At 46.3% G+C, this 17,347-nt stretch carries 10 protein-coding genes; 5 read left to right on the top strand and 5 right to left on the bottom strand.

Going from position 1 to position 17,347, the window contains the following annotated elements:
* Nucleotides 1–67: 67 nt before the first annotated feature.
* Both C943_RS04990 and C943_RS04985 read right to left on the bottom strand, forming a co-directional pair.
* Nucleotides 68–865 (bottom strand): hypothetical protein, encoded by a 798-nt coding sequence (locus C943_RS04990; RefSeq protein WP_008624897.1) that lies wholly within the window; start codon nt 863–865, stop codon nt 68–70.
* Nucleotides 866–938: 73 nt separating this feature from the next.
* Nucleotides 939–1,478 (bottom strand): hypothetical protein, encoded by a 540-nt coding sequence (locus C943_RS04985; RefSeq protein WP_157198432.1) that lies wholly within the window; start codon nt 1,476–1,478, stop codon nt 939–941.
* Between the two features lie 379 nt (nt 1,479–1,857).
* On the opposite strand from C943_RS04985, the gene C943_RS04980 reads away from it, so the two are divergent.
* On the top strand, nt 1,858–2,415 hold the full coding sequence (locus C943_RS04980; RefSeq protein ID WP_008624885.1) for a DUF2911 domain-containing protein: 558 nt from the start codon (nt 1,858–1,860) through the stop codon (nt 2,413–2,415).
* A 186-nt stretch (nt 2,416–2,601) separates the two neighbouring features.
* Here C943_RS04980 and lysA read toward each other — a convergent pair whose 3' ends face one another.
* Nucleotides 2,602–3,834 carry a diaminopimelate decarboxylase gene (gene lysA / locus C943_RS04975; RefSeq protein WP_008624884.1) on the bottom strand — a complete coding sequence of 411 codons (1,233 nt, stop codon included), beginning with the start codon at nt 3,832–3,834 and terminating at the stop codon, nt 2,602–2,604.
* Nucleotides 3,835–4,058: 224 nt separating this feature from the next.
* Here lysA and C943_RS04970 point away from each other — a divergent pair, with 224 nt between their 5' ends.
* The 4 genes from C943_RS04970 to C943_RS04950 all read left to right on the top strand — a co-directional run bounded on the left by C943_RS04970 (nt 4,059) and on the right by C943_RS04950 (nt 9,393).
* Nucleotides 4,059–5,768 (top strand): sensor histidine kinase, encoded by a 1,710-nt coding sequence (locus tag C943_RS04970; protein ID WP_008624883.1) that lies wholly within the window; start codon nt 4,059–4,061, stop codon nt 5,766–5,768.
* Nucleotides 5,765–6,457 (top strand): response regulator transcription factor, encoded by a 693-nt coding sequence (locus tag C943_RS04965; RefSeq protein ID WP_008624882.1) that lies wholly within the window; start codon nt 5,765–5,767, stop codon nt 6,455–6,457. Before C943_RS04970 ends, C943_RS04965 begins: the two co-directional genes overlap by 4 nt.
* On the top strand, nt 6,454–7,686 hold the full coding sequence (locus C943_RS04960) for a sialidase family protein (RefSeq protein WP_008624881.1): 1,233 nt from the start codon (nt 6,454–6,456) through the stop codon (nt 7,684–7,686). The genes C943_RS04965 and C943_RS04960 overlap by 4 nt, the downstream gene beginning before the upstream one ends.
* A gap of 1,203 nt (nt 7,687–8,889) precedes the next feature.
* Complete coding sequence (locus tag C943_RS04950) at nt 8,890–9,393, top strand: response regulator (RefSeq protein ID WP_008624875.1); 504 nt, start codon at nt 8,890–8,892, stop codon at nt 9,391–9,393.
* Nucleotides 9,394–9,599: 206 nt separating this feature from the next.
* On the opposite strand, the gene C943_RS04945 is transcribed toward C943_RS04950, so the two are convergent.
* Together C943_RS04945 and C943_RS04940 are read right to left on the bottom strand one after the other, a co-directional pair.
* A complete protein-coding gene (locus C943_RS04945; RefSeq protein WP_040479074.1) occupies nt 9,600–11,093 on the bottom strand; it encodes a S10 family peptidase in 1,494 nt (497 codons plus the stop codon).
* Nucleotides 11,094–11,329: 236 nt separating this feature from the next.
* Nucleotides 11,330–17,290, bottom strand: coding sequence for an alpha-2-macroglobulin family protein (locus C943_RS04940; RefSeq protein ID WP_040479072.1), 5,961 nt, complete (start codon nt 17,288–17,290; stop codon nt 11,330–11,332).
* Between the last annotated feature and the right edge of the window lie 57 nt (nt 17,291–17,347).

The raw sequence follows: 17,347 nt of genomic DNA, 5'->3' as shown, positions 1-17,347 counted from the left end.
TTCGCACCGCGAAAAGGGGTTTCTTTTACACCGATCAGCACAGGTTTTTTGCAACTGGGCGTCTTTGCTAGCCAATCACCTCCTGCAGCAGTAAAGCCGTGCAGATATTGGCCATCAGAAATCTCTCCTCCCGATCGAGACCTTGGGCCAGATATACTTGGCCCTTGTCGGACAAGTTGACCGCGGCAAGCGGGCGACCTGTGGCATCTCTGATCTCAAGTCCCATCGCGCCAAAAGGCATTTGGAGCGCCTGACCATTTTTGCCAAGCACACTCGAAACCGGGAAAATCGTGTAGTAATCCCCATTGCTTCTTGAAATCGTGCCCGCACAATCCCGTGGCTGGCGCTGCACCCGATCGTTGTTGAGGATGAGTTGCCACGGCTCAGCAGCAGCAGGTGTGTAGATCTGGGCAAAAAACAGACTCGAGGAATTTCCATTCTTAAGCTCGAGCAGGTCTATTCCCACGGAAAGAAGCCCGCGATCATCTCCAATGAGCAGGTTTGAAGCTTGGAACTTGGAAACACAGAACACCGAGGACCCCAAGTCAGCGCCATCAGAAAGGTCAAATCGGATGGTCTGTTTCCTGTCAATGTATTCCCGGCCGATGATGTTCAGGTATTCCCCCGTGCCATAGTTCCCAAAGCCAATCCCGGAATACCCATTTGGGCCCTTGGTCCAAGACCGACGGACATCCAAGGTTTGGTATTCACCGAAGGCAAGTTTCTGGTTGACCAGAATTCCCGTGCGTCCGCTTACGGCGAGCATATCGTGTCCTTCCCAATCCTCACCCTGCAGCGCAAGGTTCATGGGACTACAGGCTGCCAAAACGGCAATACATATGAAAATGAAGAAATTGAGCTTCATGGTCTTCAAATAAGCAGTTCGTGATTGATTTTTGAATCCTCAGACTTTGGCTGTTGGCTGCGGAAACAGTGGATTAAAGCGCGATTTCCACTTTTGCCCTCGGAAAGTCCCTGGGGACGATTTCGCTCTCTGCCGCTGCCCAAGTGGTATTGTTGCGATCAAAGTAGCGGGTGCTGTTGGAAAGGCGGAGCGCCTCATGGGCAGCTGCGATGCGCGAAATGTCTTTTTTGATAACCAAAGGGGCATCCGGTGCTGGGAATTCCCTGAGATGGCGGAGACTGAACACCGTGTCCCAAAGAATCGTGTTGCTGCCGTTGCGCAGATCCTCGACCGAAATCGTCAGGTTGAGTTCGGCTTTTGCATCGTCATAAATGATCTCATTGTATTCCTTGGCCTTGGCGATGCTGAATTCGATTCGGTGTTCCATTTTGTTGTTGGCTGGAGGTGCGACGTCTTCATCCGGACTGCAGGCCGATAGCAGCGTAAGACCCATCAAGGGTAAAGCCAGGAAAAGCCGACCAAAACGGAGTGCTCCCGCAGTTGGCTTGGCGAAAGATTCGATCCGGTCCGAAAAAGCACCGGCGTGCTGTTGAGGTGAAACAGTTGGTTTCATGGTTTTGATTTGTTTAAGTTGGTTTAGTATCATTATGCCTTCGAAAGAAAGGACGTCCGTACACTTCCAAATTGTGCGCCCACATTTTTAATATGTTGATTTTCAATTCTTTATTTTGCAATTTAAATCGAAAGTGATGTACGAATTTGGACAGTTGAGTTTCATGATTGGAAGATGTTGATAGGTGTATCCAGGTTGCATCAGTCGGGGAAAATATTTTTGGGACAAAAACGATTTTCTGATTTGATGCAATTCAATCTACCCGATGACGATTCCAATGTCCATCAAGCCGTTCGTATGATCTCCGCACTATCACTTGGCACGTTGTCACAACCGCTTTTAATTCGTACATTTCCCTACACTTCAAACACAAAACGTCATGTTGAAAAAGGTACTCATCGGACTTGGAATTTTGCTTGTAGCGCTTACAGCCTTGTTTTTTTATGCCAACCATCGCAACCGCACCCTGAGTCCTCCGGGCACAGCGGAATTGGATGTAGATGGATTGCAAATCGCTGTCAACTACAGCCGTCCTTCGGTCAGGGGTCGGGTGATTTTTGGTACCGAGGAAGAGGAAGCGCTGCAACCTTATGGAAGCTATTGGCGCTTGGGTGCCAATGAGGCTACCGAGATTACATTCAGCAAAGATGTGACTTTCAATGGTGTACCACTCAAGGCTGGTACCTATAGCATGTATGCAATTCCCGGCGCAGAATCTTTCAAAGTCGGCTTGAATTCCGCATTGGGAAATTGGGGTGCTTGGGAGCCCGACTACAGCAAGGATGTCTTGGTGACGGAAGTCCCCGTTGCCCGGCCAGTGGTTCCCGTGGAGCAGTTTACCACCCGCATCGAAGCTGGACTTGATGGTGGTGCGCTGCTGTATTTTGAGTGGAGCAACGTGCAGCTGGTTATCCCAGTTGTCTCCGCCGGGGACTAACCTTCAGTGGTCGTTGGGTTTGGCACAGGATGGTTCAAATAACTGAAGAATACGGGAGCCGTCCCGCTTGTTGAGCACTCCTTTTACCACCTTGTTGATTAAGATTGCGTCCACACGCGACTGGAAAGGAGCTAAGACGAAGCATTCAAGGCGGTTGGGGTAGCCACTACAAATGGCCGGAATGAGTCAAATCCCCACATCGATCTGGTGCCTGAGGATATCATCGAAGGTTTCACGCTCGCGGATAAGCCGGGCCTTGCCATCGAGTATCAATACTTCCGCTGGCCTGAGCCTTGAATTGTAATTGGAGGACATGGTAAAGCCATAGGCGCCCGCGTTTTTGATGGCAAGGATGTCACCTTCTTCGACTTCTTTCAGTCTACGATCTGCGGCAATGGTATCCGTCTCGCAAATGTAACCCACGATGGTATAGACATGCTCTGGGCCTTCGGTTTTGGAGACGTTGACGACACTGTGATAGGCATCGTACATCATCGGGCGAATCAGGTGGTTGAGACCGGAGTCCACGCCTACAAAAGTGGAAGCTGGTGTGGATTTCACCACATTGGCGCGGACAAGGAGGTAGCCGCTTTCGGATACGAGGAACTTGCCTGGCTCAAACCAGATTTCCAATTCCCTGCCGTACTGTTGACAAAAATCCTTGAATGCCGCTGAGACTTTTTCCCCCACGTCCAATATGTCGGTGGCGATATCGCCGGGTTTGTAAGCCACTTTGAATCCACCCCCAAAATCCAAAAACTTCAGGTCCTTGAAATCCATCGCGGCTTCAAACAGAATTTCAGCACCCTTCAGAAACACCTCCGCATCCAAGATATCTGATCCCGTATGGACGTGCAGGCCTGTAACTTGAATGCCATAGGCTTCGACCACTTTGTGGATATTTTTTAACTGGAGAATCGAAATCCCAAACTTGCTGTCGATATGCCCTACGGAGATTTTGGCATTCCCCCCGGCCAAAATGTGCGGATTGAGGCGAATGCAGACGGGTACCTGCCCACCGTAATAGGCGCCGAACTGCTCCAACATCGGAATGTTGTCGATATTGATCATCACGCCGAGGTCTACGGCCTGTTGGATTTCGGCAAAGGAAACCATATTGGGAGTGTACATGATCTCATGCGGCTGGAAACCCACATGCAGGCAGAGCTTCACTTCTTCGATCGACACGGCGTCGGCGCCTGTGCCGGCTTTTTTCAGCAGCTTCAGGATATTGATATTGGAAAGCGCTTTCGTCGCAAACTTGATCCTTAGGGTGACGGTAGAGAATGCTTTTTGCAAAAGGGAGACCTTCTGGAGAATTTTTTCCCCATCGTATACATACAAAGGTGTTCCGTAAGTTGCTGCCAAATCTGTCAGGGCTATTCCCTGAATCCTGTATTGCTCGTGCTGAATTTCCATCTGATCGAAGATTGAGCGGCAAAGATAGGAAATGGTGGCGAAACAGACGCGAGAAGGGAGATTTGAGACCGGGAAATAGTACCAAGTATGATGTACCAAGAAGCATTCCACTGCGATATCAGGTCTTGTGTATTGATTCTTGTGTCTCAAATCTCCTGCCTATACTGCCGTTAAAAATTGTTAACCCAACGGGCGGCCTTTTGAATAAGCCGTAAATTTGACCCATGTCGAGCACCCAAATGAAATTGATTATCCTATTGATGTCCATAGCCAGTATTGGCTTATTGGGCTTTCAGTACTATTGGGTGCGTAATGCGCTGCGGATCAATGAGGAGCGCTTTGAGCAAATGGTCTACCAATCCATGGCCAATACCGTGGCGCAGTTGGAAAAGGGAGAAACGAGCGATATTTTTTTGAGTTATTTGGCTACAGATACCCTTTTGCAACAGTCTTTGTTCCAAAGGATCGAACCCATCGTGGTTCAGGTAAGGCAGCGGCCCGCCAATCCAAGAAGGCCTTCGATTCGGGATTCTCTCCTGCAGCAGCAAATCCCCCAAGTTAGCCAACGATTTAGAAGGCTGATAGAGGCGAGGGGCATCGATGTGAGTGTTCTCAACGACTTGGACAACTTCTTTACCAACCTGACCCCGGAGGTGGCTTCGTCGATGTTTACTCCGGACGAAATGGAAATTCTACTTCAAGAGCGGGAGCGGCAGCTCCAATACCTCAGTCAGGCCGAGGGTAGCTTCAGGAGTAGGTATGGGTTTTTCTCTCCTGACATCATAGAGGAATACAATATCCCAAGGGATGCACTGGAGAAAATCCGAAATGCCAATATCAAAATCGAGCTGATGAATCGGGCTTGGGAGGAAATGTTGGAAGGACAGCGGGATATTCTTTCGCGGGTGGATACGGGAGTTGTGCGAAAGTTGCTGCAAAATAACCTCAAGGAGAGAGGCATTGTTCAGGATTTTGATTTGGGAGTATTGAGCGATGAAGGACAGATCATACCGATCACGCAGACTGATTTTCCTGAGAAACTGCTGAGTGAAGGTGTACAGGCACGGCTTTTTCCTGGGGATATTTTGGGCAAAGAAAACTTCCTGATGGTACATTTCCCCGATAAAAACGCATTCATCCTCCGCCAAATTTGGCTTCCGGTTTTGAGTTCGCTGTTTTTTATCGGGATTGTGATTTTTTGCTTTGTCTATGCGATCAAAGTCATCATTCGTCAGAAGAATCTCTCCGATATCAAAAACGACTTCATCAACAACATGACGCATGAGTTTAAGACGCCGATTGCAACAGTCAGCCTGGCAGTGGAGGCCCTTCAGGATCCCGATCTGATGAATCAAGAGGCGTTTCGAAAAAGGTATATTTCCGTCATCAAGGATGAGAACAAGCGCTTGGGTTCGCAGGTAGAAAAGGTCCTCCAGGCTGCTACTTTGGACAAAAAGGAATTCAAGCTCAAATTGGAGGAGATAAACTTAGAGGAAATCTTGGAGGGGGCGCGCAGGCAGTTTGAATTACAGGTCGAAAACAAGGGAGGTGAAATCACCTTCGAGAGTGAATTGGGATATCCCTTGATTAGGGCTGATGCTTTCCATTTGAGCCATATTTTCAATAATCTTCTTGACAACGCCAACAAGTATTGTAAAGAAAAACCTGTGATCCGCATCAAGGCTTGGGAAGAGGGGGAGCATGCATTTATATCCATTCAAGACAACGGCATCGGTATGAACAAAGATGCCCAAAGAAAGATTTTCGATAAATTTTACCGCGTTCCTACCGGAAACCTACACGATGTGAAGGGATTTGGCTTGGGACTTTCCTATGTAAAAACCATGCTGGAAGCCCACAAGGGTGAAATCAGCGTACAGTCCGAACCCGGAAAAGGAAGTATATTTACCATCAAACTCCCCAAAAACTTATGAGCAAAGCAAAACTTTTGGTAGTAGAGGATGATCCCAATTTGGGCGATATCCTGCAGGAATACCTCATCATGAAAGGCTACGAAAGTACGCTCTGCCGGGACGGGGAAGAGGGCTGGGCAAAATTCAAGAAGGACAAGTACGATATGGCCATCCTCGATATTATGATGCCGAAAAAGGATGGGTTCACCCTCGGAAAGGAAATCAAGAAGGTACAGGAAGACCTGCCCATCATCTACCTCACTGCCAAAAACCTCAAAGAAGACATCATCGAGGGTCTCAAAATCGGTGCCGATGACTATATCACCAAGCCATTCAGCATGGAGGAGTTGCTGCTACGCATCGCTGCGATTTTGAAACGCACCCAAAAGTCTGAAGAAGTACAAGCGCTGAAGATATACAAGTTTGGGTCCTTTGAACTGCACTATGACGAGCAGTTTATCAAAGGGCCAAGCGGCGACCATAAATTGACTTCCAAGGAAAATGAATTGATTCGTTTGTTGGCTTCCGAGATCAACAAACTCGTTAACCGCAGCCATGCTTTGAAGCAGATTTGGGGGGATGATTCTTATTTCAATGCCCGAAGCATGGACGTGTACCTCAGCAAAATCCGCAAAATCCTCAAAGACGACCCGAAAGTACAAATCATCACGGTACACGGTGAAGGCTTCAAAATGGTCGTTTCGGAATGAAAACCAAGGGGAAACGACAGTTTACATTCCAAGTGTTTTGTGTGTTGGTCTCCTGCACAATGCTTTCCTGCAAGGAGAGAGTAAAGGAGAACCTGCCAAGCTTGTCGGAGCCCCGGGAAATAGTCGCCCTTGGAAAGCATATCGAGGAACCCTATCTTTTCACCTCGCCCTCAGGTGAGGTCTTTTTGTCTTGGATCGAAAAGTCCGATAGCCTAAGCACACTTTTTTATGCAAAATGGGAGGAGAATAATTGGACTGATCCTCAACTGATCGCATCTGGGAAAGATTGGTTTGTGAATTGGGCGGATTATCCCCAAATGGAGATGCTGTCCGATGGCACGCTCGTAGCGGTATTTCTACAGAAAAGAGGTCCCGGGACCTTTTCCTATGACGTAATGCTCACATTCTCCAAGGACGGCCGCGAATGGACTGAACCAATCGTTCTGCACGATGATGGCACCCAAACCGAACATGGGTTCGTTTCCATGATTCCTTGGGAAAATGACCTTTTGATCGCATGGCTGGACGGACGAAATACAGGCGGCACAGACCAGGGCGCGCATGACCATGGCCACCATGGCCAAATGACTTTGCGGGCTGCTCGGTTGGATCCCAGTGGCAAAAAACTGGCCGAGTGGGAACTGGCCGATCGGGTCTGCGATTGTTGCCAGACAAGTGTGGCAATGGGCTCCGAGGGTCCGATCGTCATATTTCGGGATCGATCGGAAAGCGAGGTGAGGGATATCGGAATCGTCCGTTGGACTGGAGAAGCTTGGACACAGACGATGCCGGTCCATGCGGATTTTTGGGAAATCGCAGCCTGTCCGGTAAATGGGCCGAGAATTGGGGCCAAATCGGGGCTAACGGCGGTGGTCTGGTATACGGGAGCACAGGATAAGCCCAGGGTTCAACTCGTTTTTTCAAATAATGGGGGGAAGGATTTTGGAAAGCCGATTCCCGTGGATTTGGGGAAAACAATCGGGAGGGTAGCTATCGCGCTGGATGACAAAGGCAAAGCTTGGGTCGCGTGGATGGAAGAAGGCGCTATCTACCTACGCTGGGTCGGCCAAGACGGCAAAAAAGGTGACCCGATGCTGGTTGCTGTGAGTTCTGGTAAGCGTGGCAGTGGTTTTCCCCAACTTACAGCTATGGCCGAGGGCTTGATGCTTGCTTGGACTGATGATGGGGAATGGAGGAAGGTCAAATCAATAACCTTACCTCGGGAATGATAGATTTAGGCCTTTAGCTTGGATTTCCTCAATGTTTTCGGTTGATCTGAGACACCCTTTGACTTCATTGGGTAGTTGCTGACAGCATTTCGGACGTATCTATTTTTTCATTCCTTCCCGTCGACGAAAGATGTTGACATTCGATTTTTTTGAATAAGGAGAATATTTTTTTGTTCAATTCATTATTGAAAAAAAACTAGATAAGGGTCAATCTTTTCCTTTTTCTAATTTAAATAGCGAAAAAGCAACATTACGATATAAAATTCGTTTTTCTGTAGTTTTACAATTAAAATGTACTGCAAACATTGTAAAAGTATTGCGGTTATTTTGTGCGGAAATTAGTTTGGTTTCGTTTATCACAATTTATTAGTCGAAATGTCGGAAATTGGTGGCCTATCAAGATTGAAGCATATTGTATTAATTGGTCAGGACGATTTGCTCAATTCGGTGAACAAACGCGTGCTAGAGCTTATCGGTTATGAGGGCGCTATTCACATCATTCGGAATCTGGACGATGCCTTCGGATTGTTTTCACAACTTTTCGCCCAAACAAATAATCCGAGGGAACCCTTGGGCACCTTGGTTTTCATCGATATGAATTTTCCAAGGAAAGGTGTATTTGATTTGCTTGGGTTTCTTTCAATCTCACCTATCCAGTATCGCGAAAACCTGCTTGCAATATTGATGGTGGAAGATTGCGCAGAAGGTCAATTGATGACGGATAAAAAACTGGATATAAGGATAGAGTCAGTATCTAAACCTATTACCAGATCTTTGATATCCGATTTATTGGACCGCTGTTTTTTTCCGGAAAGGTCCTGACAGCCCAGATTTTGGTTTTGTGGATTAGCAAGAAGTGATTCAGTCTTGTTAAGTGGTTCATTATCATTGGTTTTTTTCTTTTGTTTGAAGCAATTCGACCTATTCCCAACGCTTACCGATGTTCGCATTTACCGTTCATATAAAAACGACTAAAACGTAGCACATTGGTTTTTTATAGTTTTTTGTTAAAAAAAGATATTTTTGTCGGCTGAATTACCATTTTATTTTATTAAATGACTAAAAGATGTTTAAAATTCAGCCATAAATATTGTTTATGATTTTTCTGTAAAAATTAGGTTTTCGAAAAGTTAGCGCTGAACGAATTTTGCATTCATACCAGTCCTTGGTTAAATACAATTTCAAACCTATCCTATCTCGCTTATGTATGCGACTAATCTTTCAAAATGGGACACCACTGTCCTGATTGAGAATGACCCTGTTCTCAACTTTGTCAACAAAAGAGTTTTACAACTCATTGGCTTTAAAGGGGATATCCAGTTGTTTTCGGATGCAAAACAAGCTGCTGATTTTTTGGACCAGCATTTCGACGATTTGGCAAAAGAACCAGAGACGCGTGGGAAGACAATGATTTTTGTGGACAGTGACCTTCCCGATATCGATGCGATGGATCTGTTGGGAAAGATGGATTGCCTAAATCCAGAAAAGCGGAGTAAAGTAATTCCTGTTTTGATGGTGGCGGGACATCCTTGTGACGAGACATGCTCCTGCAGAAAACAAAGAGAAGGCTTAGAGGTGGTCACTAAGCCACTGATCGGTTCTGTCCTGAAAAGATTAATCAAAAACCGGTTGGGAAAGACCTTGCGCCGGGCAAAAAAAACCATTGTTCCAAAGACGAAGGGTTTTTTGAGATTTGGGAAGAATTAGAAAAATCCACCACGTTTGATGGAATCTTCCTCAATCCCTTCGTGTGATGGTGATTGACTTTTCTTTCCTCTCCGAATGCAATAGGAAGACCAAAGAAGAAGTGAAACAAGGCAGTTTTCTTGATCTGGGATAGTCCTCGAATAAATTTCACCCTTGTGTTTGTTTCTGCTGGAATTTGGAACATTAGCATGGATTGCCTGCAGGGGCTATTTGCCAAGAAATTCCCGGATATCCTTGACCAATTTTTCGAAATCTGGTCTATGGTTGTACATCATATGGCCACCTTCGTAGTACTGCATTTGTACCCTTTCCATGGGGATGTCGTGTCGCGCAAAAGTGTATTCGGCATCCAAAAACGGCGTGATCAGGTCATAATAGCCATTTGCGACCATTACTTTGAGGTCCTTGTTGCGGCGCATGGATTCGCCGAGGCCGCGGGCTACGTTGACGTAGGAAGGCTCCCAATACGCCCCCTGCGGAACGGGTCTCCAGTTCCATTTGCCGCCGATTTTACCATTGGATGTCAGGTAGGGCCGATCTGATTTGATTTTCAGTTCGCGGGAAAGGTAGTCGTTGAGTGCGGCGGTATAGGCTGCGTCGATCCCATAGTTGGATGGGTCGCCGAGTGTTGGCCGATCGGCGGTTTGATCGCCTTCAGTGCCGAGATAGCGCCCGTCGAGCGTGCCGATGGTTTTTCCCTCCGCGCGCAGCAATTCCTTTTTGAACCTGCCGGTAAGGATCCGATTGTCGGATAGGAGGATGTAGGATTTCTCCAAACCGAGGAAATAGGCAAGCCGCTCGGCAATTTTTTCCTTTTCGGTTTGGGGCAGTTGGTTGCCTTTGTACAGTGCAGGCAGGTATTCATTGTAGGCAAATTGCCGGGCTTCTTCCACAAAAGCTGCAAGCGATTTTCCCTGACCAGCCCTTACATGGTACCAAGCTGTGGCGGCCATGGTGGGCAAATAGGTGAAATAGGAAGCGATATTGTCGTGCACGGAGGTGGACCCTTGGTAGTCCAATGCCTGGGAAATCAGTACCAGGCCATTGACTGCCATGGCTTGGCCGCCGCCTTCCAAGGCCGCGGTAACAGCAGCGGCACGGGTCGTTCCGAAACTCTCGCCGATAATGTACTTAGGAGACTGCCAGCGTTGGTTTTGGGAAATCCACGTCCGCATAAACTGGGCAATTGAGCGGGCATCCTCGGTCAGACCCCAAAAATCTTCCTCCTTCCCTTTTCCAATCACCCGGCTGTATCCCGTTCCAATGGGATCGACAAAAACCAAGTCAGCAATATCCAAAAGACAGAACTCATTGTTTTTGACTGTAAATGGCGCTGCGCCATCGTCCTGTTTCGCATCTGAGTCCACTTGGACCACTTTCGGTCCAAACACGCCCATGTGCAGCCAAACCGAAGCGGAGCCGGGCCCGCCATTGAAAACAAAGAGCACGGGCCGTTTTGATGGGTCGGATTCATCCTTGATATAGGCAGTTGACCACAATGCTGCCACAGGTTCGCCGGATTCGTTCTTAAGGTGGGTTTCCCCCGAAACCGCCTTATAGGCAATGTTTTTTCCATGAAAGCTGCCCTCATGCGAGCTCGTGAAAACAACAGGGTCAGGAATCGGGGCTTCTTTTTCTTGGGCGAATAGCTGAATCGATTGAAGGAACAAAAGGGCAATCAGCGGGATGAATCTTTTCATGGATTTTTTGGTCTTGGAGGATGGGAACAAGATACAAAACAGCAACATCTATTTGCTGCAAATTGGATTTTTGCATCGTAGAAAGAGTTAACACTACATAAATCCTCTGTGTAAATCTGCGCATTCTGCAATAAAGAAATTCGAACCACAGATTACACCGATGGGCTCAAATTATTGGATGTCCTTCCGGATTGGGTAAATGAACCTCCAAGCCTTTCGAAGTTCCCGCCATCCCTTCAATCCACAATACTCACCCGACCCATACCTTCATTGGCGTTGATGGTGGGAAAGTACATCAGTTCGACTTTGGCCGGATTGAGTGTGTAGGATCCCGTAAATCGTGGTTCCAGGGAGATTCTGAATTTGTGATTTCCTTTCGGCAGGTTCTCACAGAATATCGCTGTTTCTTCCAAGAAATACTCCCGATGGGTTTCCCAGCCCGACCTTTGGTTTTTGTTGCCATAGCTGCAGCCCCCGGGAATTGGCACATTGATCATGACATAGGGTGCGTCTTCCTTAACGACAAGTTCGACGATAAGATCGATTGCCTTGCCCGCTTGAAGCACATGACCCTGCTCGCCATCAAACCTGCTCGAAATTTCAAAAGCCCCTTTTTTAGCTACAGGATTAGTATTCCAGTATTTTTCTGAAAAGGAGTAATAGATCGGAAGATTCCCGGTCTTACTTACCTTCAGCGCTTCGCCTCCTTGGATTTCCTTGATAAATGGGAAATTGGTGATCGTTTCGTCTAAATTACCCATAAGCGTCACCTTCTGTGATCCGGTATATTTTGAAGCCTTTAGCAAATCGGGGACAAGTGTTTGTAACACTAAAGATGATAGGTAGGTATTGATCCAATTACCTCGGTTTCTCTGCTCAAAAAGGTAATTTCTGACACTTTTCAAAACAGAATCCGGTGTTGTGGAACTTCTCTGGAGAATCTGATAGGCCATGAGACTCATTCTCAAATCACCGCTCATCCAATTTGATTCTTTTTCGTCAATGTCGAAATATGTGTTTCCCAAAATGGATTTTCTTTGAAACTGTGCCAAATCAGACAGATCAACCGTGTCGCTAAGTTGGGATTTGATGGACATGAGTCTGAGTTTTTCAAGCGACTTATCTGGCATTATCTTTTCCAAATCCTCAAGCAGCGTAGTGTATCCAACCTTGCTTTCCAATGTCAAGAATGTTTGGATCATCATAACCCTCGTTTCAAACTTCTTTTCAATATCCCAATTTCGGAGTAGCGACTCCTCAAGCGAATTTTTTTGGAATCCGGCTTCGAATCCCTTGCTGCTTGCCTGCTGCAAAGCCTCCACCACGTGTTGGGTAATCCAAATGCTGGGATCGGAGTCTTTCCACCAACCCCAGGTTCCGTCAGAGCGCTGGTTTTTTTGCAAGTCAGCGATAAGTTTTTTCAGCACTTTTTCCTGGGTGAATTCCCTATTTTTCCAAAGGTCTATATCTCTTTGGAGTAGCAGGGCCTTAATTTTGGAAGCCATTTGTTCGTTGCACAAATACCGATAGCGGTGGATGTAATCCAGTTCATCCTCAAAAAGGTCAGAAAGATCCGACCAAAATGTCAAGGTCGAACTCATTGCAGCCGTATCGACGGCTATGGTAAATGCGGTGTCTTTCTCCAACATGGCAAAGTTTCCTGTCGTTTCTGCCATACCTATCGGGAAGACAGGGATATCTCGGATTTCTCCGTCCTTGAAGCCCGATTTTGATTTCAACTGATATTGCACTTTGATCGAGTCTTTGGCGACAACCGATAGTGTATCGATCTTAATCTCGCGGAGGATTCCGTTCCAATTTGAACTTACCGGTTGGCCGTTGATTTCAAATCCTGTCGAGACCTCCACGGAGTCGCCGAGATAGTTTAAGGCTTTGCCTAGCGCCCTTGCCGTGTCTCCGCGCACTAAAAACCGCGGCACAAAAAGTTGCGCAGCCAGTGGCATGTAAGACTTGATAAGTCCTTGCTTCTGTCCGATTTGCTTTTCAGCGTTCATGGCGAGGACGTGGGTCTGCCAAGCTGTAATGTCATCGGGGAATTTTACTTTGAATCTGGCTTTTCCATTTGCGTCGGTGATCAGGTCCGGCTGCCAGAAGGCGGCATCCGAGAAGTTGCTTCGAATGTTGCCTCCTCCCGTGTTTTTCCAATCAAGACTATTGATCTGCCCTGTAATCGTTGGGGCATCCTCTCTGAAATAAACGAGGATTACGCCGTTTTTGCCACTTTCGCCAAATCGTTTGGTAGCTTCTTCGCCCGTTAAAGTTTCTACTTTTTTTACTTGGGTTAAATCCAAATCATTTATGTCCCCCAAGAATACTCTCCCGTCTACCAATATCAATGGCTTTTCCTGGAAGCTGACGGTGGATGCGCCGCGAATCTGGATATTCAATCCGCTAGATCCAATGGACTGGACGGAAACGCCCGCAACACGGCCTTGGAGTACCCCACTAAACTCCCCTGCACCGGAGTAGTCCTCGTCGTTCACGACTACGGCGTTCGACAAAGAAACCTTTGATTGACTTACACTATAGCCCGTAATCACGACTTCTTGCAGGGCAGATATACTTTCGGTCAGATCATAGTCATTGGAAATCCCAATGACCGGTTGGATCGAACCTGTTTCGTACCCGATAAATGATACCACCAACTCCGAATATCCAAAAGGTACAATCAACTCATAATAGCCATCTAGATCAGTGGAAGTTCCGATCGTTGTACCATTCACGATGACTGTCGCGCCGGGCAATCCTTCGCCAAGTTCATCCCGGATAAAGCCCGATACCAGATTTCCCGGACCGGAATAACGGTTATTATCGAGATAGCTTCTTTGGAAACGCGGTAATTCTCTTTTATCAGATGGCAGGTCGATAGGTATTGGTGAAAAAACTGTCTTTTCGATCAAATCAACGAGTTGGTTGCTGAACTCATCCTTTTTGATAGGAAGCGATTGAGGAACCTTTAAAAAGTTGAGACCATCCATTAAAACTTGGACAGAGTCCATCTTTCCATAGGACGAGCCCCTGAATAGCAAAACCAACTGGTATTCGCCTGGGCTGAGATCATGGAAAACCCGAGTGCTGCCTGGGTACACCCGGATATCTTCGATATTGCTGAGGTTGAATATTAGAATATTGATTGGTGGGCCGTCCACGTAGACTTTTTGGTCGAAGTCAAGCTCCAGCCTTCCATTGCCTTTCGTTGTGTTTTTTGGGTTGGTGTACTGGGCTTTCTCGATTCTGATTTTTTCCAAATGCGACTGCCAAAGGTTTAAAATTTTCGCCTCGGTCATGACCTCATCTTTCAGCGATTGAGAAAAAGAAGTCCTCGATGCCTGAGTGGGATACCGGTTGTCCTTTACCTCACGCATTTTCAGAAGCCCCTGTCTGAAATCGTATTCGAAATAGGGCTCATGGTCAAACCTCGTGGTAAAGCCATTTAACAGTTTGAAATCCAAAAAGCCGCTTATCGGACCAGCAAGAAAGGTTTTTTCTGATTGTGGATTGTCGCCAAGTCCCAGGAAGGTTGCGTTTTCTCCTTTCACAAGGTAGGGAAAGTCCCTCATGAACGGGTTTCGATAGGGGAAAATGTAGTGGTAAAGGTGATTCTTTTCCATTTGGGAAAAACTAATTTCCGCCACTTCGCTCTTCATTTTCCCTTTGTAAGTGGCGGGATCAAATGACAAAATGGTTCTTTTTTGCGCTTCAAAATATACACTATCCAAGGTGACGACCTTGTCCTTTAACCTGAACTTCAGCTGTCTGTAGCCGGGGGAAACGGGAAAGGAATAGGGCTGCCTGATCGAATTCCAGTAGAAGTAAACGGGAACTTGGTCCACATAAATGACCGATATCGGCTCGAAATCACCCTTGCTGACCACAAAAGGTGAGAATTGGGTAATGCTGTCGGCAACTGTGTATTCGAATCGATACAGCGCTGATTCGGGATAGATGAAGTTGAAATACGAAATTGAATCCAAAGATGCCAGTACTTTCCAGGCTTGATAGTCGAGCGGACGCGTGATTGTTTCTTGGCTATTATCAACCACCGTGAAATTGTTGATCAGGGATTTTCCCTTGGGCGCCTTTGCCAATCTGGGGACAGTGGGCGCCTCATATTTGAATTTATTTGTCAAACCGAAGGCCGTCAAGTCGACATCGGCCACTGGTTGGTTTTTGTAGTCTTTTACTTCGATCTCGATTTCGGCCTCTTCTCCCGGATACACAATCACAGGCTCATTTGAAGTGATTTTAAGGTAGTCTTTCCGCAGGGGTATTTGGTAATTCTGAAAGTGCGTTTGGCCAGCCCAAATATAGTTAAGGGACAAATAGTAGTTTTTGTCTCCTTTGTTGCGAAGTCGGATTGGGGAGTCGATCTTCAGTCCAGATCGGATAAGCTTATTTCGGCGGTAAAGAAAATAAGTGACTGGAATGTTTCTTGGGTTTTGGACGGAGATTGAAAGTTCTCGCGGATCCCTATAGGTGCTTATGTTGATTTTTGAATCAATTTCATCAACCAAAAACTCTTGTTTCTCCCCTTCAACATCCGTGGAATACTTGGCGAAAATTGGATTGACGGGGATCTTTATTGGTAGTTCGTCAGCAGTTACGAGTGTTTTGTTGCCGAATTCATCTTCACCAAAAACAGAAACTGATCGAGATTGCGTTTCGGAATCGGTCTTACTTATCATCAAGGAATCCATGCCCAACTCAAATGAAACCGGATCAGCTTGGGCCTTGAATAGTGCGCTCTTGTTTGCAGTGATACTTTCATAATCTGCATTCAGCAGGAGTGCCTTGATTTCATATTCCATTTCGACTTTTGGAAAAATGGAATCGGGGATTTCGATCTCAGTATCTCTGTCAGGTGCTAGTTCTGCTGCATGGTACATCAGCGTATCCGGCAAAAAAACCACGGAATCCAAGAATCGTTTTGGATGATGAGGAAAAACCCATACCTGCAATTTTCCATCTTTTATGCGCAAGTCATTTTCATCCTTAGCCGAAACTGAAAGTACCTGTTTGTTACCTTTGACGTGGGTTTCGGAAGAAATGGTTAACTCGAGACTGTTTCGATCCAATTCATACTCTTCAAAGTAAAAATTTTCGTCGATCCATTCCCGACCGCTTTTACTCTGGATAGAGACTGTGTACCGGGTGTCCAGCTTCAACTGGAGTGAGTCATGTAGATGCAGCGAGTAGGAATAGGCACCTCTGCGGATCGGTGTTAATTCTGCGATGAATTTTTCTTTTTGATAGTTCTCACGAAGTACAAATTTCGCATCCTCGTGTAGCGGCTTACCCTTTTTATTGACAAGGAATGACTTCATACGAAGTGTATCCAAGGGTTTATATTTTGGCTTGTCAAACACAAGATATCCGGTTGTGCTGTGGCGAGTTCTGCCATCATCATACCAATCGCAGTGATAAGCGTCGAAAATGCATGCAGTCTTGTGGTAGGCTCTTCTCGAAAAATCAACTATTTTATAGATTGATCCTGACAGGTAGTTTTGCCTGATCGATCGATAGCCATCGATGGGAATATAGACTATAAACCGAACCGGTATCCATATATACTTGAGTGGTGTTCCATAAAGGACTTTGTTTTTTGTACGTTTAAACGTGGAGTTGTCCAATTGACGGTCCAAAAGAAAAAAGTTGGTCGAAGATTGAAACTGGACTTTTACCAAACCCTTTTTATTTGACTTTTTATCTTCAAATGACTCGGTAGTAGGATTGTAAGCCAGTTTTTTGTCGTCAACCCACACCGAAGCACCTTTCACTTTTTTGCCGTTTTCATCAAGAATCTGGATGTTGAGATCCCTGTCATTTTTTATTGAATAGATTCGAAGTGCTTGGACAGAAGTGATTTCTACCTCCTGTTTGTTTCTCACGGCTTTAGTTTTGATATAATGTCCGATAGGTAGTGTGGAATCATAAGGTGTCCCGACTGGGAACGAATCGACGAGCGTGTGAAAAAAAGAATCCTTTAGCCCGCTTTGACCGAACCTGTAGATAGCCTCGGCTTCTACATCCGTGAGTTTGTAGATGTAGGAATAATGGCTCGTCTGTTTGCTTGAAAGCAGGTTTTGGGAGACTGCATACTCTGTCAAAAGACACGTGAGTAACATGGCCAAACTGAACTTCCACAATACCAAGGCAGTGTAGTAGAATTTTTTCATAGGCAGGAAGTGTGGAGGTACCAATGGCCTCTGTTTCTAAAGAGGGATTGAGTAAAA

Source organism: Mariniradius saccharolyticus AK6, assembly GCF_000330725.2.
Taxonomy (GTDB): Bacteria; Bacteroidota; Bacteroidia; order Cytophagales; family Cyclobacteriaceae; genus Mariniradius; species Mariniradius saccharolyticus.
The sequence above is the reverse complement of the archived record's forward strand: the minus strand, read 5'-3'. Positions and strand labels throughout refer to the sequence as shown.

Coding starts and splice junctions, on each gene's coding strand:
- C943_RS04960 (WP_008624881.1), top strand. CDS start 6,454: ATGAAAACCAAGGGGAAACGACAGTTTACATTCCAAGTGTTTTGTGTG.
- C943_RS04985 (WP_157198432.1), bottom strand. CDS start 1,478: ATGAAACCAACTGTTTCACCTCAACAGCACGCCGGTGCTTTTTCGGAC.
- C943_RS04980 (WP_008624885.1), top strand. CDS start 1,858: ATGTTGAAAAAGGTACTCATCGGACTTGGAATTTTGCTTGTAGCGCTT.
- C943_RS04945 (WP_040479074.1), bottom strand. CDS start 11,093: ATGAAAAGATTCATCCCGCTGATTGCCCTTTTGTTCCTTCAATCGATT.
- C943_RS04950 (WP_008624875.1), top strand. CDS start 8,890: ATGTATGCGACTAATCTTTCAAAATGGGACACCACTGTCCTGATTGAG.
- C943_RS04965 (WP_008624882.1), top strand. CDS start 5,765: ATGAGCAAAGCAAAACTTTTGGTAGTAGAGGATGATCCCAATTTGGGC.
- C943_RS04970 (WP_008624883.1), top strand. CDS start 4,059: ATGTCGAGCACCCAAATGAAATTGATTATCCTATTGATGTCCATAGCC.
- lysA (WP_008624884.1), bottom strand. CDS start 3,834: ATGGAAATTCAGCACGAGCAATACAGGATTCAGGGAATAGCCCTGACA.
- C943_RS04990 (WP_008624897.1), bottom strand. CDS start 865: ATGAAGCTCAATTTCTTCATTTTCATATGTATTGCCGTTTTGGCAGCC.
- C943_RS04940 (WP_040479072.1), bottom strand. CDS start 17,290: ATGAAAAAATTCTACTACACTGCCTTGGTATTGTGGAAGTTCAGTTTG.